Source organism: Paenibacillus sp. FSL R7-0216 (assembly GCF_037969915.1).
In the GTDB taxonomy this organism is placed as follows: Bacteria; Bacillota; Bacilli; order Paenibacillales; family Paenibacillaceae; genus Fontibacillus; species Fontibacillus rhizolycopersici.
Genome location: NZ_CP150222.1, coordinates 779,280 through 803,821 on the forward strand (window position 1 = coordinate 779,280; position 24,542 = coordinate 803,821).

22 protein-coding genes and 1 riboswitch are annotated in these 24,542 nt (G+C 54.4%); of the genes, 20 read left to right on the plus strand and 2 right to left on the minus strand.

What is annotated here, in order from left to right:
• Positions 1 to 281 precede the first annotated feature (281 nt).
• From MKZ15_RS03255 to MKZ15_RS03295, 9 genes are all read left to right on the plus strand, one after another.
• Entirely contained in the window at positions 282 to 1,781 is a 1,500-nt protein-coding gene (locus MKZ15_RS03255) for an HD domain-containing phosphohydrolase (RefSeq protein ID WP_336244878.1), read from the plus strand.
• Between the two features lie 39 nt (positions 1,782 to 1,820).
• A complete protein-coding gene (locus MKZ15_RS03260) occupies positions 1,821 to 3,242 on the plus strand; it encodes an ATP-binding protein (protein WP_339819807.1) in 1,422 nt (473 codons plus the stop codon).
• Between the two features lie 67 nt (positions 3,243 to 3,309).
• The gene (locus MKZ15_RS03265) at positions 3,310 to 3,687 is read left to right on the plus strand and encodes a RidA family protein (RefSeq protein ID WP_339819809.1); all 378 of its coding nucleotides are present in this window, start codon (positions 3,310 to 3,312) and stop codon (positions 3,685 to 3,687) included.
• A gap of 652 nt (positions 3,688 to 4,339) precedes the next feature.
• Complete coding sequence (locus tag MKZ15_RS03270) at positions 4,340 to 7,507, plus strand: DEAD/DEAH box helicase (RefSeq protein WP_339819812.1); 3,168 nt, start codon at positions 4,340 to 4,342, stop codon at positions 7,505 to 7,507.
• A gap of 54 nt (positions 7,508 to 7,561) precedes the next feature.
• Complete coding sequence (locus MKZ15_RS03275) at positions 7,562 to 8,425, plus strand: hypothetical protein (RefSeq protein ID WP_339819815.1); 864 nt, start codon at positions 7,562 to 7,564, stop codon at positions 8,423 to 8,425.
• 504 nt (positions 8,426 to 8,929) lie between these two features.
• Positions 8,930 to 9,730 (plus strand): zinc ribbon domain-containing protein, encoded by an 801-nt coding sequence (locus tag MKZ15_RS03280; protein WP_339819817.1) that lies wholly within the window; start codon positions 8,930 to 8,932, stop codon positions 9,728 to 9,730.
• A 255-nt stretch (positions 9,731 to 9,985) separates the two neighbouring features.
• The gene (locus MKZ15_RS03285; RefSeq protein WP_339819819.1) at positions 9,986 to 10,291 is read left to right on the plus strand and encodes a hypothetical protein; all 306 of its coding nucleotides are present in this window, start codon (positions 9,986 to 9,988) and stop codon (positions 10,289 to 10,291) included.
• 117 nt (positions 10,292 to 10,408) lie between these two features.
• Positions 10,409 to 10,508, plus strand: a riboswitch (purine riboswitch).
• A gap of 174 nt (positions 10,509 to 10,682) precedes the next feature.
• Positions 10,683 to 11,273 (plus strand): xanthine phosphoribosyltransferase, encoded by a 591-nt coding sequence (locus tag MKZ15_RS03290; RefSeq protein ID WP_339819821.1) that lies wholly within the window; start codon positions 10,683 to 10,685, stop codon positions 11,271 to 11,273.
• A gap of 35 nt (positions 11,274 to 11,308) precedes the next feature.
• On the plus strand, positions 11,309 to 12,676 hold the full coding sequence (locus MKZ15_RS03295; RefSeq protein WP_339819823.1) for a nucleobase:cation symporter-2 family protein: 1,368 nt from the start codon (positions 11,309 to 11,311) through the stop codon (positions 12,674 to 12,676).
• A gap of 30 nt (positions 12,677 to 12,706) precedes the next feature.
• Here the strand turns inward: MKZ15_RS03295 and MKZ15_RS03300 are convergent, their stop codons facing one another.
• Together MKZ15_RS03300 and MKZ15_RS03305 are read right to left on the minus strand one after the other, a co-directional pair.
• Entirely contained in the window at positions 12,707 to 13,045 is a 339-nt protein-coding gene (locus MKZ15_RS03300) for a hypothetical protein (protein WP_155607289.1), read from the minus strand.
• A gap of 59 nt (positions 13,046 to 13,104) precedes the next feature.
• Complete coding sequence (locus MKZ15_RS03305) at positions 13,105 to 14,271, minus strand: glycosyltransferase (RefSeq protein WP_339819825.1); 1,167 nt, start codon at positions 14,269 to 14,271, stop codon at positions 13,105 to 13,107.
• Between the two features lie 270 nt (positions 14,272 to 14,541).
• Here MKZ15_RS03305 and MKZ15_RS03310 point away from each other — a divergent pair, with 270 nt between their 5' ends.
• The 11 genes from MKZ15_RS03310 to MKZ15_RS03360 all read left to right on the plus strand — a co-directional run bounded on the left by MKZ15_RS03310 (position 14,542) and on the right by MKZ15_RS03360 (position 24,518).
• On the plus strand, positions 14,542 to 14,730 hold the full coding sequence (locus tag MKZ15_RS03310; protein WP_059042463.1) for a hypothetical protein: 189 nt from the start codon (positions 14,542 to 14,544) through the stop codon (positions 14,728 to 14,730).
• Positions 14,731 to 14,872: 142 nt separating this feature from the next.
• Positions 14,873 to 15,628 (plus strand): type I methionyl aminopeptidase, encoded by a 756-nt coding sequence (gene map, locus MKZ15_RS03315; protein WP_193416643.1) that lies wholly within the window; start codon positions 14,873 to 14,875, stop codon positions 15,626 to 15,628.
• A 975-nt stretch (positions 15,629 to 16,603) separates the two neighbouring features.
• Positions 16,604 to 17,662 (plus strand): cytochrome c oxidase subunit II, encoded by a 1,059-nt coding sequence (coxB, locus tag MKZ15_RS03320; RefSeq protein WP_155607286.1) that lies wholly within the window; start codon positions 16,604 to 16,606, stop codon positions 17,660 to 17,662.
• A gap of 98 nt (positions 17,663 to 17,760) precedes the next feature.
• Entirely contained in the window at positions 17,761 to 19,611 is a 1,851-nt protein-coding gene (gene ctaD, locus MKZ15_RS03325; protein WP_167521250.1) for a cytochrome c oxidase subunit I, read from the plus strand.
• Positions 19,608 to 20,234 carry a cytochrome (ubi)quinol oxidase subunit III gene (locus MKZ15_RS03330; RefSeq protein ID WP_155607284.1) on the plus strand — a complete coding sequence of 209 codons (627 nt, stop codon included), beginning with the start codon at positions 19,608 to 19,610 and terminating at the stop codon, positions 20,232 to 20,234. Before ctaD ends, MKZ15_RS03330 begins: the two co-directional genes overlap by 4 nt.
• A 3-nt stretch (positions 20,235 to 20,237) precedes the next feature.
• Positions 20,238 to 20,558 (plus strand): cytochrome C oxidase subunit IV family protein, encoded by a 321-nt coding sequence (locus tag MKZ15_RS03335; protein WP_155607283.1) that lies wholly within the window; start codon positions 20,238 to 20,240, stop codon positions 20,556 to 20,558.
• 136 nt (positions 20,559 to 20,694) lie between these two features.
• Positions 20,695 to 21,648 (plus strand): cytochrome c oxidase assembly factor CtaG, encoded by a 954-nt coding sequence (gene ctaG / locus MKZ15_RS03340; RefSeq protein WP_193416642.1) that lies wholly within the window; start codon positions 20,695 to 20,697, stop codon positions 21,646 to 21,648.
• A gap of 58 nt (positions 21,649 to 21,706) precedes the next feature.
• Positions 21,707 to 22,171: a DUF420 domain-containing protein gene (locus tag MKZ15_RS03345; RefSeq protein ID WP_155607281.1), complete on the plus strand. Its 465-nt coding sequence runs from the start codon at positions 21,707 to 21,709 to the stop codon at positions 22,169 to 22,171.
• A gap of 239 nt (positions 22,172 to 22,410) precedes the next feature.
• Positions 22,411 to 23,133 (plus strand): hypothetical protein, encoded by a 723-nt coding sequence (locus tag MKZ15_RS03350; protein ID WP_339819833.1) that lies wholly within the window; start codon positions 22,411 to 22,413, stop codon positions 23,131 to 23,133.
• A gap of 45 nt (positions 23,134 to 23,178) precedes the next feature.
• Entirely contained in the window at positions 23,179 to 23,592 is a 414-nt protein-coding gene (locus tag MKZ15_RS03355) for a GntR family transcriptional regulator (RefSeq protein ID WP_339819835.1), read from the plus strand.
• The gene (locus MKZ15_RS03360) at positions 23,592 to 24,518 is read left to right on the plus strand and encodes an ABC transporter ATP-binding protein (RefSeq protein WP_155607279.1); all 927 of its coding nucleotides are present in this window, start codon (positions 23,592 to 23,594) and stop codon (positions 24,516 to 24,518) included. The genes MKZ15_RS03355 and MKZ15_RS03360 overlap by 1 nt, the downstream gene beginning before the upstream one ends.
• Positions 24,519 to 24,542 lie beyond the last annotated feature (24 nt).

Consider the following 24,542-nt stretch of genomic DNA (forward strand, 5'->3'; position numbering starts at 1 on the left):
ATTACCTAATTTTTAAAATATTTATTTTTTTAAGATGGCGCTGATAAGAAGGCGAAAAGAACAGGTTGCCTCTAATCCTTAATCGGTCTGAGTGCCTAGTTCTTAAAGACTAAATATCGGCAAGTTTTTCATGCGAGCGGCCATCGGACCATCCGGAATGAGGGCTTATACACAAAAAGTTCCAATCGACTTATGAAAATAGTCATGATTGCTGCCGATATAGATAGAAGCGGGCATGCCCGAAAATATCGCGAAACGGAAAGAAGGCATCCTCTTTGACGGTGTACAGGACGTTTATTTCGCGCCTCTTACTTAATTACGCAGCCGGCTCCTTGCTGGCGCTCATCGCGATCGCGAGTCTGATCGCCGCTGCGCCCTTGGATATATCCCCATCGGAATATGCGTGGCTGATCTGCATCTTGGGCCTGTCGCTCTGCTGCATGCTGGGGCTGGAATGGTTCGTATTTACCCGGCAGATCAAGCCGATCCATATTGTATTCATGGAGGAAGTCGGCAGCTACCAAACGCTTCAAAATGTATACATACGCACACACCGATTGCCTTCGCTTGCCGTCAAGCGAATTCTCGGTCCGCATTTATTTGGTCTGGTCGTCCCCGGTGCAGGTTTAACGTTGGGATTGATCCATGCCGGCCGCTTGTCTATTCCGCCTTATTATGTGCTGCTTGCCGCCCTGGGCGGTATGCTGGTCAGCGGCATGCACGCTTTGGTTGAATACTATTTAACTTCCTATGCGATCCGACCGGTACTGGAGGAACTCATCGCCTGGAGTCGCAAGATGTTTGGTAAGGAATTATCCCTTCATGGAAGGGTTATCGTCCCTGTATCTCGAAAGTTAAAATGGAGCTTTTTCTTGATGAGCATGGCTCCTTTGCTGCTGTACAGCTTATCGATGCAATTTCGACTCGAGGACTATGGCCATGGGGCCTATACCTATTGGCAATGGGCCGGGTATATTTTGGCCGTGAGCATCGTCTTTGCGTTGATCGGCTCTCGGCTGCTGGCGCGTGAAATTATGCTGCCTATTCAACATTTATACGAACGGATGGCCGAAGTGAAGTCCGGCCACATCCGAACGGGAGCAAGCGACTTGTTTTCCGACGAGTTCTCGAGGCTGGTCTCGGGATTTAATCATATGTTGCGGGGGTTGCAAACCCAGGCGGCCCTGAACAGCCAGTTGGTGGATAGCTATTTCGCTACTCTGGCGGCAGCGCTGGATGCCCGCGATCCATATACGGCCGGCCATTCCCTGCGAGTTGCGGAATACGCCGTCAAAATCGGCCAACTGGCCCATTTGTCCGAGGAGCGTATCGATGAATTGCGTAAGTCGGCACTGCTCCATGATATCGGCAAGATCGGCATTCGCGATGCCGTTTTGTTGAAGGAAGGCCGTTTGACCGAAGAGGAATGGGAGCAGGTGAAGCAGCACCCTGTGCTCGGAGAGGCGATTTTGAAGCAGGTGGAGCCTGCGGATGCAATGGCTCCCTATTTGCCTGGGGTCCGGTCGCATCATGAACGTTACGATGGAGGAGGTTATCCGGATGGATTGGCCGGGGAAGAGATCTCGCTGTTCGGACGGATTATCGCCGTGGCTGACGCCTTTGATGCCATGACCTCCGACCGGCCTTACCGTAAGGGGTTGGAGCGAGACCAAGCCATCGAGATTCTGGAGCAAGGCCGCGGAACCCAATGGGATCCGTATTTCGCCGAATTGTTCGTGCAGTATTATCGGCGGGACAACCAAAGTAAAGAATCCGGCTGATCTTCAGTAGCTAGCCGATTCGGCAACAGGAGTGGGGATATGGGGATCGGTAATACCTTTGTGTTGAATCTGTGTTTGTTGATCACAGTGGCATATTTGGCCAATATCCTATATAAATACGGTTTGAGAAAAATGTCGCAGAACACCCTTTACGTGCTGTCCGTTCTATTAATGATTTTAGCGGGCTGGATCTGCATGAAGTTTGGTTTCCGGTTTGCGGACGACGTTTTGTATGATTTACGCGTGGTACCGCTGATTATTGCGGCTTTTGTGTATTCGAGTCCGCTGACAATGGTCTTGATCGGGATCGGCATCGGTTTGGCCCGGTTGACGTTAGGCTACAGCGAAGCGGCGATGGTAGGCTTGCTGAACCTAACGCTCCTGGGCTTTGTTTGTGCCGGCTTAAACATTTGGATGCGACGCACCCATCATCGCTTTGTTGTTAAAGGCATGGTCACGATTCTGGTCGTGAATTTGGTGAATAGTCTAAACATCACCTTATTCGGTGTCATGCCGGCGCAGCGTTATTTGTTTGAAGTCATGCCGGTTGCGCTGCCGATGAGCATCGTACTCAGCCTGCTGTTTGCCTTGATTCTTCGCGATTTCCAACTTGGAGCGAGGCAAAATCTGGAGCTGAAGTACGCCAACGAGCTGCTTCGCAAACAGACGGATGAGCTGCACAAGGCCAAGATCGGGCTGGAGGATCGGGCCAAGCAACTAGCTCAAGCTTCCCGTTACAAATCGGAGTTTCTGGCGACGATGTCACATGAACTGCGTACGCCGCTAAACAGCATCATCAATCTGGCGGAAATGATCGGAGAATCGGACGAGGCCGGAGAGGAGATCTCGGAATACGGCCGCATTATTCATAAATCTGGACATGAGCTGCTGCAGATTATCAACGACATTCTGGATTTGTCCAAGGTCGAGGCGGGGCGGCTGGAGATTACGGCCGAAGAAGTAGTGTTGGCCGAGCTTCCCGTCTGGATGCAGGCACAATTCGAGCGGGTTGCCGCCCAGAAGAATATCGAATTCAAGATTACGCAGGAAGCGGGCTTACCCGATTCAATCATCTCCGATCCGCAGCGGATCATACAAATCCTGCGAAACTTGCTGTCCAACGCATTTAAGTTCACGCATAAGGGGCAGGTGGAACTGGATATCCGCAAAGCGCCGGCGGACGATACGTCTGAAACGGAATGGATCGTCTTCACCGTATCGGACACGGGCATCGGTGTAGCCGAGGACAAGCAGTTGGCTGTCTTCGAGGCGTTTCAGCAGGCGGACGGTTCGATTAGCCGGCGATACGGGGGGACCGGATTGGGCCTTTCGATCAGCAGTAACCTGGCCCGACTGCTGGGCGGTCACATTTGCATGACCAGCAAGGAAGGCCAGGGCAGCGCGTTTTCTTTCTATTTACCGTTAAAACCAGCCCGGGAACATAACGGCGAGGTAAGTTAGTTGTCTGGGTTGCCGTAAGGGACCGGTTATCGTTAAAATGGGTGTAGAAAGGATGGGATGACAGGTTATGGAGAAACATGTAATTTCCACGACGTCCGCGCCGGGTGCGATTGGCCCGTATTCGCAAGGGATTCAGCTGGGTGATCTGATCGTTACTTCCGGTCAGTTGGGGCTGGTACCGGAAACCGGTCAGCTCGCGGAAGGGGTCGAAGCGCAGGCCGCACAATCGTTGCGGAACGTACAGGCCGTGCTGGCTGCTGCTGGGAGCGGATTGGACAAGGTCATCAAGACGACCGTATTTCTGAAGGACATGAATGATTTTGCGAAGGTGAACGAAGTGTACGGCTCGTTTTTTGCCGAGCCATTTCCTGCACGCAGCGCTGTTGAAGTAGCGCGCCTGCCAAAGGACGGCCTGGTTGAAATCGAGGTTATCGCGGTCAAATAACGAAAGCCCAAGATCCGGCTCGTTGAGTCGGGAAAGCTGCCGGAGGCGAAAGCCTTTCGGCGGCTTTTTTATCGCAAGAAGAATTACCGCTAGTTGCCTGAATGTCGGAGGGTCCCGAAGAATGAGGCGATATGGCAATATGGCGAATGGCGATGAGGCGGAAAAGGTGTAAGGCGATAGGGAAGGCAATGAGGCGGAAAAGATGTATGGCGGTGGGGAAGGCGATGAGGCGGAAAGGGCGAAAGTCGGTAAGGAAGACGATAGCCGAAAGGGCGTAAGGGACGTAAGGCGCTAATGTATGCGAAAAACCGAACACATTGGGGCAAATTCGGAGATTTCAACGGAATGCATATGAAATTTCATACTTATTTGCCCATTAAAGGGACATTAGACGACAATCTGTATGAAATTTCGAATACATTGCAGAATTTATTGACATTAGCACGGTATTAGATACGAAAAACCGAATACAATAGGCCGGCACTAAAGTTGTGCGATGGATCGTACCTCACGGTTGGTTCTTCTAAAGATCAGGGCACTTCTGGCGAAGTAGAGAAGGCGGGAGGGAAGACGGTTTTATAAGCGGCGTTTTTCGTATAAGATGTTAGTAATGAATTTTGGTAGGAATCAGGATAACCGACGGGAGATCATCATGAATCAACGTCTTTACGGAATATGGTTGGGCGACATATTGTTTTGCTTCTCCGGAGAAGTATCGGAGTCGAAGGTGGATGCATGGACCGCAGTGCTCCGGCGCAAGGAGCTGGAGCCGGGAGTCCGCCCTTTTCAGCATGCCGTACTGCGACTCGCGGAGGTCAGGTATCCAGTCTCTTCCGTGCGGAGGTCCTATAAGAGCGGAGAACGGCGGAGTTTAGTCGGACGGTCGCTGGAGGGATTGGCTTTGCCCGTACCCGAGGCGTGGCGCCTGCTGCTGCAATGGGACGAATCGGTCTGGGAGGAGCAAGGGATTAAACCGGGAGCAGAAATGGGCTATTGGAGCAAAGCAGCCCGGTTTGCCTTGGAACTGCTGCTGCGCGGCCGGATCGCGCCGAACATACGCCCGGTGGCTGCCACCGGACGGCGGCGCGGGGCGCAGGGGCAAATGCGGGCAGCCTGGGGGCCATCGCTGACAGAGCCGGAGGATGCGGCCCGGTTTCAGCGACTTGCCGGTGCGATGCCGCCGATTTGCTTAGCCGCGGTTCAAACGGGGGCCGGGGCATCCTCCGAAGACGAGGGATCGCTAGAGGACCGGCAGATGGCGGTTCTGCACTCGTTTTTAACCGCAATGATCGATCACGAAACGCGCGGGGCGGTTCAGGATTTAGGGCGGAAGCTGAATCCCAGCCGGGCGGACTATCACCGGGGTTCCTCGCCACTATCCGAGCTGTGGTGGAACGGCCTACTAACCGGTGGGCAACCCGCAGATATTCAAGGGAGTGCGGCGGAGCTAGAGCAGCTGAGTGCGGACGTTGCCGCTGCCGGAGGCGGACGTCCCCGGGCCGAGGAACCCGAGGCCGACGGTCTGGCGACCGGAAGCTTGCGCTTATGTCTTCGCGTGGAGCCTTACCAAGGGGGCGGCGAAACGACGGAGGAGGATCGAGCTGCGGCAGCGACTTCGACCTGGCGGCTTAGCCTTTGGGCTGAAGGAGCCGAGGACACCCGCGTGCTGCTGCCGGCTGGACTTATCTGGAGTTACCCCGAGCCGGACATGGAAATTCACGGTCTCCTGTACCGGAATGTGCAGGAGAATTTCCTGCTGCGGTTGAACAAGGGGGCTGACGTATCCCGGGAAGTCGCCGCTGCCCTGGAGGCCCCGCGTCCGCAGGAACTCATCCTGGAACCGGAAGAAGTGTTTGCGTTCTTAAGCAAGTCGGTACCGGCGCTGCGAAAGCACGGAGTAACCGTGCAAATGCCAAGCCGCTGGACCCGAGAGGGGCGTCGTCCCGCCAGCATTCGTATCAAAACCCAGGGTTTTGCGGGTGGATTGCCGGATAGCGGGACGGCGGGAATGTCGAAGCTGGGCGTGGACCAACTGGTCGCTTTTGAAGCGGAGGCGCTGCTTGGCGACCGCGAACTGACCCGGGAAGAACTGGCCGAGTTGGCGTCGGCGAAGCTGCCACTCGTTTTTTTTCGCGGCGAATGGATTGAAGTAGATGTGAAGGAAATTCGTCAGGTGCTCAAGTTTATGAAGCGCCATGAGAATGGAACCCTGACCTTCCGGGAATTGATGCATTTAGCTTCCGGTGAGGAGGATATCCAACTGGAAGGCGTAGATATCGCCGGGATCGAAACCACCGGGATGTTATCCCTGTTGATGACCGGTGCTGCGGTCCGTCAACCTCGGCCGCGGCCTGTGCCCCCCGGGTTGAACGGGACGCTGCGGCCCTATCAAGAGAGGGGATACCAGTGGCTGACCACAATGCGCGAGCTCGGGTTCGGCGCCTTGCTGGCCGACGATATGGGCTTGGGAAAAACGGTCCAGGTCATCTCCGTGCTGTTGGATGACGCCTCGCAGACGAGGGGGAAAAGCCTGATCATTTGCCCAACCTCTCTGCTGGGCAACTGGCAGCGCGAGTTCACCCGTTTTGCTCCGGGGCTGCGCCTGTACGTGCATCATGGGAGCGACCGCTACCGCGACGAGCGCTTTCTGCAGGAGTACCAGGCATGCGACGTCATCCTGACAACGTATCAGTTGGCTGGTCGAGATGCCAAGGAACTCCGGTCGGCGGATTGGACGACGGTCGTGCTGGACGAAGCCCAATATATCAAAAATTATGGCACCAAGCAGGCGCAAAGCGTGATGAAGCTCAGTGCGCCGCATCGGATCGCCATGACGGGCACCCCTGTCGAAAACCGGCTGAGTGAGCTATGGTCGATCTTTCAGTTTCTCAATCCCGGGTACCTGGGCACGCACGCTTCGTTTCGGACACGTTATACCGGAGCCGGGGGAGAGCAGCAAACGGCTGAGCTGCAGAAGCTGCGGAAGCTGGTCGCCCCGTTCTTGCTGCGCCGTCTCAAGAGCGATCCGGACATCCGCAAGGACCTGCCGGAGAAAATCGAGCTGAAATCCTACTGCTCGCTAACCGTCGAACAAGCCCGCTTATACCAAACGGTGACGGCGGAGCTGCTTGGTCGGATCGGCAACCATAACGGCATTGCCCGCAAGGGTTTGGTGCTATCTTCCTTGACGCGGCTGAAGCAAATCTGCGATCATCCCGAGCTGGTTCAAGGAGTCCGGACATCGGAGTCGGTCGCTTTCGGGCGCTCGGGCAAGATGGAGCGGCTCGGCGAATTACTCGATCTGATTATGGACAGTGGGGAAGCCGCGTTGATTTTCACCCAATACGTGCGGATGGGCGAGCTGCTGAAGGAGCGGCTTGCAGAGCGGTACGGCGTCCGGCCGTTTTTTCTTCACGGCGGAGTGCCGAAGGCGGACAGGGATACCATGGTGCGGGCATTTCAGGACGGCGAGGGCTCACCGATCTTCGTGTTATCGCTGAAGGCGGGTGGGGTCGGTCTCAACCTGACTCGGGCTAACCACGTCGTCCACTATGACCGGTGGTGGAACCCGGCCGTGGAGAACCAGGCGACGGACCGGGTGTTCCGGATCGGACAGCAGAAGAACGTTGAGGTGCATAAGCTGATTTGCCAAGGAACGCTGGAGGAGCGGATCGACGAATTAATCGAGCGGAAAAAGTCGCTGTCCGAGCAGGTGGTTGGCTCTGGCGAGCAATGGCTGACGGAAATGAGCGATGAGGAGCTGCGGAGCTTGATCGTGTTGCAGGAAGGCGGGCTGTTTCCGGAAGGAGCGTTCGGCTGAAAATAAGAGTTCACGCATAGGAAGACAAATATCTTGCTACGAGGAGGAATACACATGACCAGGCCCAAGACGGTTGCGCTGGAACCCGGAGAGCCGCGGGTCCGCTATGAAGCGAATGGGCTGCGGGTGGAGCTGGAACCGGATCATGTTGTGTTGATCCCGGTGGCTCCATCGGCGGAGCGGGAGAAGCAGGCGCTGCTGCGGCGGTTGGCGGAACGGCCACGCCTGGCGGCGGCGCTGGCCGAGCATGGGGCCGGTGGCATCGCGAAGCAGCTGCCGGCGGAGCGCGCGCCGTGGCCGCTTGGCGAAGGCGAAGCTGCGGGCGAGCTCGTAGGCGCGGAGGGCCGCGGCGGCGAAGGGCCAGGGAGCGGCGAGAGCGGCGCTGGCGTTGGCGCTACGCCAAGCCCAGGCGCGCGCTGCGCGTGCGGCGACCCGGGCTGCGCCCGGCTCGCGCCAGCGCTGGCCGCCGCACGGACGGCCTGGGCGGCCGACGCCGAGCTGCGGCTGAGCCGGCTCGGCTGGACGCGCGAGGCGCTGCTCGCCGCCGTCTGGGCGGCCTGGGCCGCCGATGCGCCGCTGGCGGACGCCGAGGCGGCGCTGCGCCGTGCCGCCGGGCCGCGCGAAGCCGCCCGGCGCGAGGCCGCCGGCCCGGGCGGCCAGCCGCTGGCCGAGCGGCTGGCGGAGGCAGCCGAGCAAGGCCGGCTGCACGAGCCCGGGCCGGAGTTCCACGACGTCGACGTGGAACTCGGCCCCGCGGGCCCGGCTGCGGCCAGCGCGCCGCCGGGCCCGGACCCGGCGCCGTGGGCTGCGCTGCTGCCCGGCGTGCGGGGGGCGGCGACGGGGCTGTCGCTCGTCGCCGAACGGGTCATGCAGCGGGCGGAGGAGCTTGCCGCCCCGCTGCGCCGTAAGCCGCGCTGACCTGCCCTGCACGGTCAGCACGGCCCCTCGTGAGGCCCGGCTCCGCTAGAGCCTCACTCCGCGATAGGCCCCCGAACCCGCCAACCGCTGCGGTCGGCTGTCTCTTTTGCCCTCACTCCATGCGCACCTTAGGACACTCCCCGCACCCAATGTTGCATTTCCTGCAACATTTTCGGCCCATCCGCCTCTGAAATGGCGGAAATGTTGCACTTCCTGCAACATTTGAGCCTTCATGCTCACGTATCAGTCGAAATTGTGCAGTTTTTGCAACATTTCTCCCCTGCAGTTGCTGAACTGGACAAAAATGTTGTAACAAAAGCAACATTTCAGGTTCTATCCCCGCGTCCGTGTCCCATATGTTGTACAAATTACAACATGCTGTCCCGGATTTGGAACGTGGCGCCAATGGAAACCCGGAGAAGCCGCTTCCTGAGTCGCAGGACGGTTTCATGGGGGGGCAAAATCTGGTATGATAATGAATATTTCGCGGGGAGGAATCATGTCATGAATATTTTACAACGGTTGAAAGACGGTGCGGGCAAGGTTACCGATCGCGCGCAAAATGTCGTGGAGATCGGTAAACTGAACACCCAAATTTCAAATATCGAACGTGAACTCGGTTTATATTTTCAAAAAATGGGCGAAGTGTTTTATGAGGCTTACCGGAAAAAGGACATGGCAACAGCGGAAAAAGAGATGCTCGAGTTGGCCAAGACCTGTGATCTGCTGACGGAAGAGCGCGATGAGATTCGGCTAAAAATCGCCGAGCTCAAAAATGAACGCTTGTGCGGTGCCTGCGGTCGGAACGTAGCGGAGGATGCCCTGTTCTGCCAATATTGCGGGCATAAGCTGGTCAAGGCTAAGCCATCCGTCCCGGCGGAGCTGCTGAAGCCTGCTCCGGAACCGGTACAACCACCGGTAGTGAGCGAGGCAGCGGTTAGCTTCGAGCCGCCCGTCATGGAGTCGATGGCGGTGGGCGAGATGGATACGCTGGTGCTTGCCGCTTCCCTGGTTCGCGAGAAGACGGAGTCGCGGGAACCGGAGCAGGTGTCTGAACCGGTGGAGCCGGTTGGCCCCGAGGATGAGGAGCGTCGGCAGCGCGAACTGGAGCGGGAGCGCAAACGCCAGGAAGAGTTAGATCGGCGCATTCGCAGCTGGTCGCAGAACGCCGCTGCGCCACAAACCGAGAATTCGGAAGTGGAAGTGGTGATCGGTGGCGTGACCACGGTCAAATGCCAAATTTGTTCTTCTACGTTAGTGAAAGGCACGAAATGGTGTCCGCATTGCGGCTCTGAACAAATTTAAGGCGGAACGAAAGTTCATCAGGTTGTCATAAAGTAAACAGGCGCGGGAGAGCACTCCTTCGTAGTAATAAGTAAGCATGCGGTATTCGCCGGTACGGCGGCCCAGGGGCAAAGCGATCGAAGCGCTCCGCAGCTGTCATGCCGGTTTTATTTTTGCGGCGCCCCGGTCCAGGGGAATGCACTGCTTCGGCGGATGCTTCCACCCCTTGCAGGGGATGCTATACCGCATAATTCTGTGTTCAGGAGCGTGAAGCATATGGAATGCATCGTACATTTTGACGTCGTACATAAGGATGAAGTAAAGAGCTTGCGGGGGTTGCTTTTTCTCGATCCTGGGAAGGATCCGGCCGAAAGCGACTTTCTGCAAATGTTCGAAGAGATGGGATATAAGCTGCGTCTGGAGGATCGTCAAAACCTCGTGTTCAAGCCGACGGAAGCCGGCGCGAATTACAGCGAGATCCGGGTCCGCCGCCTCGACACGGGTGAGAAGAGCTATAAGGAAGACGGCGAGTTGAAATCGCTGCTCACCAACCTATTGCCGCGGGAGCCTAAACCGCTTTAACCTGGTCTTTAACGCCGTTTATCCGCGATCATCTTGCAAGGCTTTGCAAAGTTTTCACGAATCCCTCGAAATTCCTCTTCCTCTTCCCGGGCGGGATGCGTTATACTTCTAACATTGTGTGTTCATCTTTGGATTTTCCGTATAAGTGCAGGAATCGGCCTGCATGTCTCTACCTGATCACCGGAATGATCGGACTACGGAAAGTAACGCCGCGCATAAACCCGGGAACCGGAGGCTTCAGGTAGGTTAACGCCTGATTAACCGGTTTCGCTTGGTTCTTCGGGTCCGCATCGGGTGCTTTCTGTCTACATGTCCATTTCCGTCAGGGGATGGGCTTTTTTGCGTTTGGCTGATATTTAGAAATCATCGATTTGGAGAGGGGACAACAGGAATGAAGTTGCTGAAGGACAAGGTGATGGCAGAGGGGATCGTGCTGGGGAACCAGGTATTGAAGGTGGATTCGTTTCTTAATCATCAAATGGATCCGGTGCTGATGAAGGAAATGGGGGCCGAGTTCGCCCGGCGTTTTGCCGACGAAGGCATTACGAAGGTGTTGACAATCGAATCCTCGGGGATCGCCCCGGCGATCATGACGGCGTTGGAGCTTGGCGTCCCGATGATCTTTGCGCGCAAGCATCAGTCGTTGACGTTGAAGGACAACATTTATGTGGAAAAAGTCTACTCGTTCACCAAACGGGAAACGAACGAGATCACGGTGTCCAAAAAGTTTCTGCGTGCGGACGACCGGGTGTTGATCGTGGACGATTTCTTGGCAAACGGCGAGGCAGCCTTCGGATTGGCCCGCATCGTAGAAAAAGCCGGGGCAACTGTCGCCGGCATTGGGATCGTCATTGAGAAGTCGTTCCAGCCAGGGTCTCGGCTGCTCACGGAAGCGGGATACCAAGTCGAATCGCTCGTTCGAATTGCCTCGCTGGAAGACGGAGTGGTTGCCTTTTTGGAGGATGCACCCATTCATTCATGAGATTAATTATCACCTAGGGGAGGAACTTGAACCATATGGAACGTGAACGCATATTTCAGAAACATCGTCATCCGATGAAGACCTTATCGCTCGGCTTGCAACACGTGCTGGCGATGTATGCCGGGGCGGTTATCGTACCGCTGATTGTAGGGGGCGCGTTACATTTCACGCCTCAGCAGCTGACCTATCTGATTGCTATCGATCTGCTGGCTTGCGGCGTCGCCACATTGCTTCAGGTGTGGGGGAACCGCTGGTTTGGGATCGGCCTCCCGGTCATGCTGGGTTGTGCTTTTCAGGCCGTATCGCCGATGATCGCCATCGGACTGACGGACGGTGCGGGGGTCTCCGCCATTTACGGTGCGATCATCGCCTCTGGGTTATTCGTCTTCTTGTTCGCCGGATTGTTCGGTAAGCTGATAGCTTTGTTCCCACCGGTTGTCACCGGCTCTGTAGTCACGATTATCGGGGTCACGTTGATTCCTGTGGCGATCTCCGATCTTGGCGGAGGCAGTCCAGGCGAGAATCCCGACTTCGGGAGCCCGCTCAACCTTGCGCTTGGCTTCGGGGTGTTGTTATTCGTCATCTTGATGAACCGCTTTGCTAAGGGTTTTCCACGTTCGATCTCGGTCCTGCTGGGACTGATCGCCGGGACCCTTGTGGCGGCGCTCGCCGGCAAGGTGGATCTGACGCCGCTTAGGGAAGCCAGTTGGTTTCATGCCGTGCAGCCGTTTTATTTTGGCAAACCAACCTTTCATGCCTCGGCGATCCTAACTATGATTCTTGTGGCAATTGTCAGCGTCGCGGAATCAACCGGCGTGTTTATGGCTCTGGGCAAGATCGTGGATAAGGAGATTACGGATAAGGATTTAACACGGGGATATCGTGCGGAAGGCCTTGCGATCATGCTCGGGGGAATATTTAACTCCTTCCCGTATACGACGTATTCGCAAAATGTAGGGCTTGTCCAAATGAGCCGGGTGAAAACTCGCGACGTGATCGTGGTGGCCGGCGGTTTGCTGATTCTAATCGGCTTCGTGCCAAAGATAGCCGCTTTGACACAGTTGGTACCGACGTCGGTGCTCGGCGGAGCGATGATCGCGTTGTTCGGGCTCGTCTTGTCTTCCGGCATCCGGATGCTGGGCGACCAAGTGGATTTGAACCGGCACGAGAACCTGTTGATCATCGCTTGTTCCGTCGGCATGGGACTTGGAGTAACCGTGATGCCCGAACTATTTGATCGACTGCCCGCCGCGCTTCGGATCCTCGTAGACAATGGAATCGTCGCGGGCAGCTTTACGGCGATTGTGATGAATTTGCTGTTTAACGGTCTAGGGGGTAAACGTAAAGCATTCATGACTGAAGTTAAGACCGATTCAAGCGAAACAGCCCAAGCTACGGTTTAATTATCGGCAGTTGACGGATTGAGGGAGTAGCTACATCCTTTGTAACTGTCTCTCAGCCAGTTCGCCGATCCAGGGCAGCTTCAACCATCTGCCTTGGAGCGTGGCCAGCATCAGCACGATCCAAAGCGTCACGCCAAGCAAGCTCAGTAACAGATTGACGACAATGCCGATGACCGGCAGGAATCCGGACAAGGCGTGGGCCAGCATTAAGCCGCCAAACAACATGACCGATTGCAGGGCGTGAAACAGCACAAATCGGCTGCGCCGCTCCAGGGCAAGAAAAGCGACGCCGCCGACAAACGCAAACAGGTAACACAGGAAGCCGGCGACGTTTTCGTAGAGGCCGGTGGATGATTTAAAAGGGGACATAAGGACATGACCTTCTTTCGGGAGAGGATTGTCTTACCTTAAATGTATGACGAGCCCTCTCACGTAAGAACCAGCTCGGCCCGTTCGGGCGCGAACCATTGCTGTAATATATCATCTGCTATCACCTCCGCGGCCTGTGGCCGGCGGAGGCTTTCGATTTTCTGGCGTAGCTCGGTCAGTCGGGATTCATCCCCGAAGAGCGCGTCGATTTCCTGAGCCAACTCTGCGGGGGTACGGGTGATACAAGCTACGCCCTTTTGCGCCAGGTATCGCGCGTTATTGAGCTCTTGCCCGGGAACGGGGCGATAGATGAATATCGGCAATTGGCAGGCCAACGCTTCGGACAAAGTAATCCCGCCCGGCTTGGTCACGATGCAGTCGCTGCTCCGCATCAGCTCGGCCACCTGTTTGACGTATCCGATGAGGTGAACGTCCGGATGGGGGCGGAGTTGCCCCTGAAGCCCCCGGTAAAGCTCGCGATTCCACCCGCATACCGTGATGACTCGATAACGATCCAGGGCAGTTAACCGTTCGATGACTTCGCGTACTCCTTGCATGGACCCGTAGGCTCCGGCCATCAACAGAACGGTGGGTTTGCCGACGGGACGCTCCGAGAGAAGTCTTTGGAGTGGCTCTGGGAAGGACTTCTCGCTGGTCTTAGATTGGCGGCCAAATTCCGGTTTGACGGGAATGCCGCTCACCCGAATACGGTCTTCGGGAATGCCGCGGTTCATCATTTCTGCCTTCATGTCGTCGGTCGCCACGTAGTAACGGTCAACCCCCGGGTGAATCCATCGTCCGTGCAAGTCAAAGTCGGTCACGATGTTGACGAGCGGCAATGACTGACCGGTCCGTTTTAACAGCCGGGGCATTGCTAATTGGGGAAAGGTATGAATAATCAAATCTGGCCTAAGTTCCCTCAGCGTTTGTTGCAGCTTCCCGGCCCCAAGCGAATTTATCACTTCAAGCAAAGGCGCTTCCTGAGGCATTTCTTTCGTGGCGTTATAAACCCAACCGTAGAGGCGGGGAATTGTTTTGAAGCTTTGCAAATACACGAACCTCGTGATGCCGTTGATCAACGGATGGGCCTCAGCCATCAAATCGAGTAGCGTAACGTCGGTCACGCCTCTGCTCCGCAAGCTGGCTTCGACCGCTTTGGAAGCTTGGTAATGCCCATCCCCGTAACTGGCATATAAAATAATGATTTTCGGAGTTTGGGAAGTCATGAAATATCACTCCTCTTCAAGTCCAATCCATGTCCTTAAGTTGCTTGTAGTTTGCCCCTTCCTCCCGTTTATAAATATGTTTAGATCGAACGGATAAAAAATGTACGATTGGAAGAAAGCTGAAACCTGATCCTGAATATGTTACAATAAGGGAATAGGAGGTCATTCCATACAACTGAATAGCCGGCACGACTTCATGATTGTGAACCTACACTTTTCGGCATCGCAAAATCGGAGCATTTACCTTAAGCGTTCTGGGAGGGAATCACTATGGCAACGAAAGGTCATGACGAAGTGAAAGAAAGTTTACGGGAAATGACCCGAATCTTCAAACCGAAGGATCCGAAGAAGTTCGTGAAAGAATATGTCCGCAAGTATCGTATTATGGGCGGCTATGAAGAGGAATTGACCCACCTGGTTGAGCATGAGCTCGGGAAATTGGATTCGTCCGTTTCCTGAACCATTTGAATGTTAGCATATCGCCGTTCCGTCGCCTTGGGCGTTCGGGGCGGTTTTTTTCGTCCGTTCCCACATATATTAATGAAACAGGCGGAAACTCACGAAATCAATCGTCGGACGGCAGCGGGAGGAGAACCGGAGCATGAAGGTACGTTTAAAATCAAAAGAGGACATCGAGCGGATCCGCGAGGCGGGACGGATATTGGCCGAGTGCCACCGCGAAATCGCCAAAATGATTGGACCGGGAATCACAACATTGGAGATCGACGCCTTTGTGGAGTCGTTTTTGGAGAAGCGGGGAGCCACGGCAGAGCAGAAAGGCTACCACGGGTTTCCGTTTGCCACCTGCGCGTCGATTAATGACGTGGTATGCCACGGGTTTCCGGGTAATCACAAGCTTGCGGCGGGGGATATCGTGACGATCGACATCGTTGTGGGCAAAAATGGGTGGATGGCCGACTCCGGCTGGTCTTATCGGATCGGGCAGGTGAGCGATGAGGCGGAGAAGCTGCTCACGACCACCGAGCAAGCCTTGTTGGCCGGAATCGCTGAGGCCGTACCCGGCAAGAAGATCGGCGACATCGGTTATGCGGTGCAGCGCGTGGCGCAGGCGGCAAACATCGGCATCGTGAAGCCGCTGATCGGCCACGGTATCGGCCGGGCGATGCACGAGGCACCGGACGTACCGAACTTTGGCCGTCCGCGCAGCGGGGTAACGCTGCAGCCGGGCATGGTCATCACGATCGAGCCGATCTTTACCGGCGGGGACACCGGCGCCGTGTTGTGGGAGGACGATGGGTGGACGATACGCACCGCGGACGGCAGCCTAGGAGCGCATTACGAACACACGCTGGCGATCACGGAGGACGGGCCGCTGGTGCTTACGAATGGACAATAGGGTGATGAAGAGAGAGCGCATAGCTCTCTTTTTTCTTTTTAAGATAAGATTTTATGGGGAGGGGCTGGGCGACTCCAACTTTGCACTGCTATGTTTCGCGTATGTTCAGTACTACGTTCCGTCTACGTACCATCGCCACATTTCTATATTCTAACGGAACTAAGAGCCCTTATTTATCGGATTTGGCAATGTCCCGATTTCTAACGGAACCGGGAGACCTTATTTAGTACAATCAAGGCTAAATCCCGGCGATATAAGCCGAATAAGGTCTCTGGGTTCCGTTACTGTGGGAAATGGCCGGGAAATGAGCAAATAAGGTCATTACGTTCCGTTAGAGTTGCCTCTAGAAAGTTAGTTACCAAGCAAATGCGTCCACTTGATTCCGAGTATCCCCCCCCTCCCAACACCACTCCAGTTACTTCACCGCACCTAGAGCAAACAATCCCGCGCTATCTCCGCCGTTACCCAGTGCAAGGCCCTCTCCACCAACCCGTCAGCCACCGTCCAACGCCAACTCAACATCGTAGTATCTCGAGCAACTCGCACCCTCTACTGATCAACGGATGCACCGTTCATCGGCTGAATGTCCCTCTAGAAGTCCGTATCTCTAAGCAGAAAACAGGTTTTTACTTCAGTTATAATGAAATAAAGTTTGAAGAAATGTCAAAAATGAAGCAGAGCGAGGATTCGTCACAATTCGCCGGGAAATGTTCAAAATTGGCAGCCTTTTCAAGGGGTGTCGAACGAGGGAAAACGTTAACAAAACCTTTTGTGGTGCGGCTTTTCGGATATTTGAACAATTTGTGAACTGCCCCTGAATCATTGACAAAAGAGGGGTTCGATCATATATTTAATAGGTGATTGTTGTAATTGACAGGAATGTAGTTTCCGTGATAGACAGGTAGATTTTCGAGCTGTTTAGGCTAAGAATCTCTGTGATGCTGCGGAAGAAAACGTAAGAAGTGGGGTAGATCAATGATGAAACCGTGGAAGGCTGTTAAGCGGCTAGTACCTATGTTTGCCATGCTAGCGCTCCTCTTGTCCGCATGCGGCCGCGAAGACCTGTCCGTGCTTAGACCGCAGGGTCCGGTAGCCGAGGGTCAGCTTGGACTAATTAAGCTGTCGATTACGATCATGGTAGTCGTCATGCTGATCGTTTTCGGAATTGCCGCTTACGTGTGGGTCAAGTACCGCCGCAAGCCGGGTCAAACGGATATTCCGAAGCAAGTTGAAGGCAACCATAAGCTGGAGATTATCTGGACGGCCATTCCGCTGGTCCTGGTGTTGATTCTGGCGGTTGCGACGGTGCAGAAAGTATTTGCTTTTGGCGAGGACTACTCGAAGGATGCGAATGCGGTGAAAGTCAAAGTGACTTCGCATTTGTTCTGGTGGGAGTTCTCCTATCCGGAATACGGAATTACGACAGCCCAGGATATGATCATTCCTACGGGCAAGAAAATTGCGCTTGAGCTGAAGACGGCCGACGTGCTGCACTCCTTCTGGGTGCCTTCGCTCGGCGGCAAAACGGATACGAATACGGACGGAACGGTCAACAAAGCTTGGCTGGAAGCCACGAATGAAGGGGTTTACCTCGGGAAATGCGCCGAGCTGTGCGGGAAATCCCACGCCTTCATGGAATTCAAAGTCAAGGCGGTTAGCCAGGAGTCCTTCGACCGTTGGGTTGAAGCGATGAAGGCGCCGGTCCAAACGATTCAAGATCCGGCCGTGGCTGAAGTGTTTAAGACGCAATGCTTGAGCTGCCACGCCGTTGGCGATCAAGGTGGACCGATCGGGCCAAACCTGACGGGCATCGGCAGCAGAGAGACGGTGGCGAGCATTTTACATAATGCAGAAGCGTCCGGCAAACCGATCGACGGCAAACCGGTCAAGGATAATTTGGTGGAATGGCTGACAGATCCGCAGAAGGTGAAACCGGGCAACAAAATGCCGAGTCCGAAGCAAGACCTCGGATTGACGGATGCGGATATTGAAGCGATCGCCGACTACTTGGCAAACAGCAAATTATCTTATTAATCTTGCGTGCCTCTATGGACGGCATGGATAGATAGGAATTAAAAGAGGGGGTACAAACCTTGGCTCATGCTCACACTGTCAAGCGGCACAAGGGAATAATGGACTGGTTGACGACGGTCGATCACAAGAAAATCGCCATTTTGTATTTAGTGGCGGGCGGTTTCTTCTTTGGGATCGGCGGCATCGAAGCATTGCTGATCCGCGTGCAGCTGGCAAAACCGATGAATAGTTTTGTAACGGCACAGCAATTTAACGAATTAATCACGATGCACGGCACAACGATGATTTTCCTTGGCGTTATGCCGGTCATCTTCGCTCTGATGAACGCGGTGATTCCGCTGCAGATCGGGGCTCGGGACGTGGCGTTTCCTTTTCTGAACGCCCTTGGGTTCTGGACGTTCCTGTTCGGCGGCTTGCTGCTGAACCTCAGTTGGATCATGGGCGGCGCTCCGGATGCCGGATGGACTTCGTACACGCCGCTCTCGTCAACGACCTATAGCTTGACGCACGGGGTTGATTTCTACACGATCGGCCTGCAGATTGCCGGTCTTGGGACACTGATCGGCGGCATTAACTTCCTGGCGACGATCATCACGATGCGTGCGCCGGGGATGTCCTTTATGCGGATGCCGATGTTCACCTGGACATCGTTCGTCACGTCGGCAATGATCCTGTTCGCTTTTCCGGCGATTACGGTTGGATTGGTGCTACTCACGTTCGACCGGATTCTCGGCGCTAACTTCTTTAATGTAGAAAGCGGCGGCAACCCGGTGCTATGGCAACATATTTTCTGGATCTTCGGTCACCCCGAGGTCTACATTTTGATATTGCCGGCGTTTGGAGTCATCTCCGAGGTTGTAAGTACGTTCTCGCGTAAGCGACTGTTCGGTTATAGCTCGATGGTATTCGCCACGATCTTGATCGCCTTTCTCGGCTTCATGGTTTGGGCGCACCATATGTTTACGACAGGGATGGGACCGGTGGCTAATGCCCTGTTCTCTATCGCCACGATGCTGATCGCCGTTCCGACGGGGATCAAAATCTTCAACTGGTTGTTCACGATGTGGGGCGGACAAATCCGCTTTACGACGGCAAACCTGTTCGCTTCCGGGTTTATCCCAACCTTCGTAATGGGCGGGGTAACCGGGGTTATGCTGGCTTCGGCGCCGGCGGACTACCAATATCATGATACTTATTTCGTCGTAGCGCACTTCCACTATGTTATTGTAGGTGGTCTTGTACTCGGCTTGTTTGCCGGACTGCATTATTGGTGGCCGAAGATGTTCGGCCGCATGCTGGATGAAAGACTCGGTAAATGGGAGTTCTGGTTCTTTATCATCGGTTTCCACATGACGTTCTTCGTGCAGCATTTCCTTGGCTTGATCGGGATGCAGCGCCGCGTCTTCACGTATTTGCCGAATCAAGGCTTTGATTTGATGAACTTGATCAGTACGATCGGTGCATTCCTGATGGGGGTTGGCGTGATCTTGTTCTTGGTGAATATCGCCATCACGGCAAGCAAACCGAAAGGCGTACCTGGCGATGCTTGGGAAGACGGACGTACGCTCGAGTGGTCGATTGCCTCGCCGCCGGAAGAGTATAACTTTAAACAAATTCCGCTGGTACGCGGCATCGACGCGTTCTGGAAAGAGAAGATGGCCGGGAATAAGGAAATGACGCCGGCGGAGCCGGTTGGACCGATCCATATGCCATCGCCGACGATTCTTCCTTTCATTATGTCGGTCGGCTTGTTCATCGCGGGTTTGGGCTTTATGTTCACGAACGATGATTTCGGTAACGGTTTGATGAACTTCCTGTTCAACAACTATATTGTCGTCGGGATCGGCTTGGCGATCACGTTCCTGTGCATGCTGCTCCGTTCGTTGTATGACGATCACGGCTGGCACATTGAACTGGACGAACTGAATGGGAAGGGGGTCAAAGCATGAGTACGCCAAACACATCGCATGTAACCGGCACGCTGCCGCATGAACCGGAGAAGGCAACGCTGGAAGGCCGTAATAAAATTTTGGGCTTCTGGTTGTTCCTCGGAGGCGAGGCGGTTCTGTTTGGTACTTTGTTTGCGACCTTCCTGACGTTGCGGAACCAAATCGCCGATGGCCCGTCTGCAAGCGAACTGTTTAACTTACCGATGACGGCAGCCGCAACCTTTATCCTCTTGGTCAGCAGTTTAACGAGTGTTTTCGCCATCCAGGCGATGCATCGCGGCGATAAAGGGAAACTGGCAGGTTGGTTAGGCGTAACCGTGCTGCTCGGCCTCGCATTCCTTGTACTGGAAATTTACGAATTTGCCGAGTATGTACTGCATGAAGAGTACGGGATGACGACAAGTGCGTTCAGTTCAGCGTTCTACACGTTAGTGGGCTTCCACGGAGCGCACGTATTGTTCGGGATTTTGTGGATTTCTCTGCTCATCGGGCAACTCTTTAAAAAGGGCCTGAACGTCGTCACGGCACCGAAGGTTTATGTGTCGGCCATTTACTGGCATTTCATCGACGTGGTCTGGGTGTTCATCTTCACGGTTGTCTACCTGCTCGGAAAGGTGGTCTAACGGATGGTTAATCAGGAATCGAACGGTTCGCCGGCGGTAAAGCATCGCCAGCGGCATGAAGGTCCGGAGAAGCATATCATCGCGTTTATTTTCTCCATCGTCCTAACCCTAATCGCTTTCGCAGCGGTTGCGGCAGGCGGGGTGAACACCGCTTTTACCGTTATTTTGCTGCTCGTGATGGCGGTGTTACAGGTGCTGATTCAACTGGGTTATTGGATGCATATGAAGGATAAGGGGCATTTGATCCCGATTATCTTCATGGCTGGCGGATTTTTCGTTGCATTTACAGCGATTATTGCCGCGTTATATTGGATGTGGTGGTAAACGAAGAACTGGATATCTATAGGAACAAAGCAGAAACGGTACCGCCCCTTTGGGGCGCTGTCACCGTTTTTGTCGTATTTGCAGGCTTGTTCACAATTTGGACAGAACTGACGGCGCTACGGAAGGAGGGTTTGCCGTGCTGGGATTAGAATATTTTACATTTACGGCGGTTTGGAGTCCGGTATTCTTGGCCTTGATGCTATTGATTACAGGCGGGTATTTCGTGTTGATCGGGCCGGGCAGTGAACGATGGGCGAAGGGGAATTCTCACGTTTCGGTAGGACGGAAACTGTTGTTCGTTACCGGGATGGTGTTGCTCTACCTGGCTCAAGGAGGTCCGGTGGAACTGCTGGGCCACATGATGTTCAGCTTTCACATGCTCAGCATGGCGTTGTCCTATCTGCTGGCGCCGCCGTTATTAATGCTGGGCCTGCCGCCGTGGGTTTGGCGGCGAGTGACCTCTTACCTGGCCGGGAGCCCTTTGAGTAAGTTGAAGGTGTTTGCTCGTCCGGTAGTAGCGGCTGTGGTGTTTAACGGGTTATTTTCGTTTTACCATCTGCCGGTCGTGCATGATTATGTCATGCTTCATTTCGGGATACATCGCTTGTATTACATTGTCTTATTTGTCGCCGCGGTGCTCATGTGGTGGACGTTGGTCAACCCGCTGCCGGAACGGGCCGGTGTTCAGGGGCTCAAGAAGATGGGTTTTATCTTCCTCAATATGGTTCTGTTGACGCCGGCCTGCGGACTGATCATCTTTGCCGATGAACCGCTGTATGCGACGTACAGCGATCCTGCGGTTTGGGCGCGGGCAATGGGTTACTGCGTGGCTGGCGATCCGGCGATGCTGCTCCGCCAATTTGGCGGTCCCGAGTTCTTTGGTTACCTGCAGCCGGACATTGATCAGCAGGTGGGAGGGATCCTGATGAAATTTATTCAGGAATTCATCTTTGCGTCGATGCTGGCTTATGTATTCTTCCAGTGGTACAAGCAAGAGAACCGGGAGAACGCCGAGGAAGATGAAATGCTGGGGATGGCGCGACCGAATGATCCCTTAAATCCGCCGCTGCCCCCGCAAGCTGGGCCGTGACATAACAGGGCCAGTGTACACGCTCACAAAATGTGGTCTATGTTTAGGAGGATGCAAATTGGATCTGTTCACGTTATTTCCGACGCTAAGCACATCGTTTATCGTCATTAGTGCGGTGCTGGTTGCGATCGGTTGGGGGCTAATCATCAAAGGGAAACGAGAAGCCCACAAAAAGACGATGATCGCTGCCGCCGCGGCTGCCTTGCTGTTCTTCGTGATCTACATGTCGCGGACCGTATTTATCGGCAATACGTCATGGGGCGGACCGGACAGCCTGAAGGGCTATTATCAAACGTTCCTTGTTTTCCATATCGTGTTGGCAACCGTCGCGGCTGTATTCGGAATCACTACGTTGGTACTAGGCTTTAAGGCAAAATACGCTAAACACCGCAAATGGGGCCGGGTGACCTCGGTCATTTGGTTCTGTACGGCCATTACCGGTGTAGCTGTATATGTGCTGTTGTACCTGATGTATCCGGGCGGCCATACGAAGCCGGTGTGGGAAGTGATTTTGGGAGCTTAGGGTAGGCTAGTCTAACGGAAAACTTCATTTGATCGTAAGGCTAATCGCCAATGGCGGATTCTTGAGGAATCGCGCTGTTGGCGTTTTTTTTATGTAACCAAAGGAAAATGTTGACATGGGTAAGCACAGTGATTATACTGTGTATAAAGATATAAACAGTAAGCACAGTGATTACAAAATTCATTGACGAATGAGAGAAACAAGCTGAAGGCGAATGGGATGAAAAGAGGTTGATCGACTTGGACAGTTGGAAAGACGCGTGGTTCATCTTCAAAAAAGATTTGCGAAACGATCGGCTTTATTTGATCTGGAACGTCATCTTTATGCTCTACGTCGCGCTGATGCTCGGCTCCTTGGTGGGGGCTCGGGAGGAGACCGATTACGTAATGAATCCGATGGTTGACTTCTTGATGTTGGCGATGGTTCCGTTCACGGGTTTCTTCTTTACTCGGCGATCATTTAACTACATTAAAGGAGACACCTATACTCAGATGCTGCGTTATTACCGTGTGTTACCGATTCCCTTAAAGACAGTGATTCGGGAACGGTTGATCCAATTGGGGGTAGCGATGCTGCTGAATAGCGTTTTGTTCTACGGCGGTATTTATCTGGTAACGAAACTGATGAATAACAGTGGATTGGGGCTTGGTACATTTATTGTGTTTGCTTTAACTTGGAACGGTTATGGATTATTGATCAACGGGGTGTTCATCTACTTCGAGCTTCTGAAGAAGGGCAAAGTTTATTTATGGTTAACCTTCCTGCTGATGCTTGGTTTGGGGCTAATCGCATTTGCTGCGAATTGGTTTGGCGGCAACCTCATGTCGTTCACCCTGGAGTTCTCCCGGCAACATCTCGTACGGTCTCCATTGATGTGGGGCACACTGACTGTAGGGATTGTTGGATTGGCCTCACTGTCCTCGGTGACGCTGCGGAAACTAAACCAACGAGATTTGGGCTAATGAAGTACGGAAAAAAGGGGAGTAAGGCGGAGGTGAGCAAGAAGGGTGTGGATTCCCATTCAAATTAACGAAAATAGCGCCGCGCCGCTGTATCATCAGATCGAGTCGCAGCTCCGGTCGTTGATCGTCAGCGGACAAATCGAAGAAGGGACGTTGCTGCCTTCAATCCGGGAATTCGCTGGCGCCTTAAATTGCAGCGTGATCACGGTACGCCGGGTTTACCAAGACTTAGAGACCGAGGGACTCCTTCGTACCAAGCAGGGAACGGGGACCTTCGTCGCCAAGGTCACTGCAGGTGAGCGAGATGAATACCGCACCGCAGTGGTGAAGGAAGCGATCGAAAAGGCTGTTGATGCCGGACAATCACTGCAATATGGGGCGGAAGAGCTGAAGCAGCTGTTTTTGCAAATCGTGAAGCAGAAATACGATGCGTCGCCACGCAAGGAGGAAACGAACTAATGGAACAACCTATGGCAATTGAGCTGGTCGGAGCTCTTAAGCAGGGGCGTCGCAAGACGATTGGACCGCTACACTTGCAAGTGCCGAAGGGGTATATTGTGGCTCTGGTCGGACCTAACGGATCGGGAAAAAGCACAATCATGAAAATGATCCAGCAGATGCTCCGGCCTGATGCGGGGGAGATCCGTTGGTTCGGGCAAACATTCTCCGGCGTGATACCGATTGATCTGCGTCAACAAATCGGGTATGTCCCCGAAGCGCCTGAGCCGGAAGAGAATTATATGACGGCGGAGCGGGCAGCTCAGTTCCGGTCGCATTGGTATCCATCCTGGGATGAGAAGCTCTTTGAAGCTTTGATGGATCGATTTGATGTCCCGAGACAGGAACGACTCAATCGAATGTCCAAAGGGGAGCGGCGGAAATTCGAAATCGCAGCGGCGCTGGCGGCTCGGCCGAAGCTGTTGCTGCTCGACGAGCCTTCTTCGGGACTGGATCCGTTCGCCTGGAAGAGCATGATTGAGGAGCTCCGGGAGTTCATGGCCGATGAGGATATGACGATACTCCTCGCAACACATGTCGCTGAGGAAGTGAAACGGCTGGCCGATTACATCGCATTGGTGCATCACGGACAGGTGCTGGGGATGGCCGAGAAGGATCAATTATTCAGCAGTTGGAAAGAGATCTGGATCCGCAGCGGCGGGTGCTCGCCGGACGATTTACCGCAAGGAACGATCCTCTGCGTGGATGGCCCGTCGGTGACCAAGCTGGTTGTACAGGAGCAGCATGAAGGGCAACTCCAGCAAAGCCTTGCGGCCAAAGGGCTACAGGTCATGCAGACCCGCAGCCTAGAGCTGGATGAGATTTTGCAGCTGTGGATCCAAGGGCATCCACCGGTCAAACCGGCACCGGAAGCGACAATGGCTTAATGGGATGAATTGATTTCATATAGA

Coding starts and splice junctions, on each gene's coding strand:
- MKZ15_RS03260 (WP_339819807.1), top strand. CDS start 1,821: ATGGGGATCGGTAATACCTTTGTGTTGAATCTGTGTTTGTTGATCACA.
- MKZ15_RS03265 (WP_339819809.1), top strand. CDS start 3,310: ATGGAGAAACATGTAATTTCCACGACGTCCGCGCCGGGTGCGATTGGC.
- MKZ15_RS03270 (WP_339819812.1), top strand. CDS start 4,340: ATGAATCAACGTCTTTACGGAATATGGTTGGGCGACATATTGTTTTGC.
- MKZ15_RS03275 (WP_339819815.1), top strand. CDS start 7,562: ATGACCAGGCCCAAGACGGTTGCGCTGGAACCCGGAGAGCCGCGGGTC.
- MKZ15_RS03280 (WP_339819817.1), top strand. CDS start 8,930: ATGAATATTTTACAACGGTTGAAAGACGGTGCGGGCAAGGTTACCGAT.
- MKZ15_RS03285 (WP_339819819.1), top strand. CDS start 9,986: ATGGAATGCATCGTACATTTTGACGTCGTACATAAGGATGAAGTAAAG.
- MKZ15_RS03290 (WP_339819821.1), top strand. CDS start 10,683: ATGAAGTTGCTGAAGGACAAGGTGATGGCAGAGGGGATCGTGCTGGGG.
- MKZ15_RS03295 (WP_339819823.1), top strand. CDS start 11,309: ATGGAACGTGAACGCATATTTCAGAAACATCGTCATCCGATGAAGACC.
- MKZ15_RS03300 (WP_155607289.1), bottom strand. CDS start 13,045: ATGTCCCCTTTTAAATCATCCACCGGCCTCTACGAAAACGTCGCCGGC.
- MKZ15_RS03305 (WP_339819825.1), bottom strand. CDS start 14,271: ATGACTTCCCAAACTCCGAAAATCATTATTTTATATGCCAGTTACGGG.
- MKZ15_RS03310 (WP_059042463.1), top strand. CDS start 14,542: ATGGCAACGAAAGGTCATGACGAAGTGAAAGAAAGTTTACGGGAAATG.
- map (WP_193416643.1), top strand. CDS start 14,873: ATGAAGGTACGTTTAAAATCAAAAGAGGACATCGAGCGGATCCGCGAG.
- coxB (WP_155607286.1), top strand. CDS start 16,604: ATGATGAAACCGTGGAAGGCTGTTAAGCGGCTAGTACCTATGTTTGCC.
- ctaD (WP_167521250.1), top strand. CDS start 17,761: ATGGACTGGTTGACGACGGTCGATCACAAGAAAATCGCCATTTTGTAT.
- MKZ15_RS03330 (WP_155607284.1), top strand. CDS start 19,608: ATGAGTACGCCAAACACATCGCATGTAACCGGCACGCTGCCGCATGAA.
- MKZ15_RS03335 (WP_155607283.1), top strand. CDS start 20,238: ATGGTTAATCAGGAATCGAACGGTTCGCCGGCGGTAAAGCATCGCCAG.
- MKZ15_RS03360 (WP_155607279.1), top strand. CDS start 23,592: ATGGAACAACCTATGGCAATTGAGCTGGTCGGAGCTCTTAAGCAGGGG.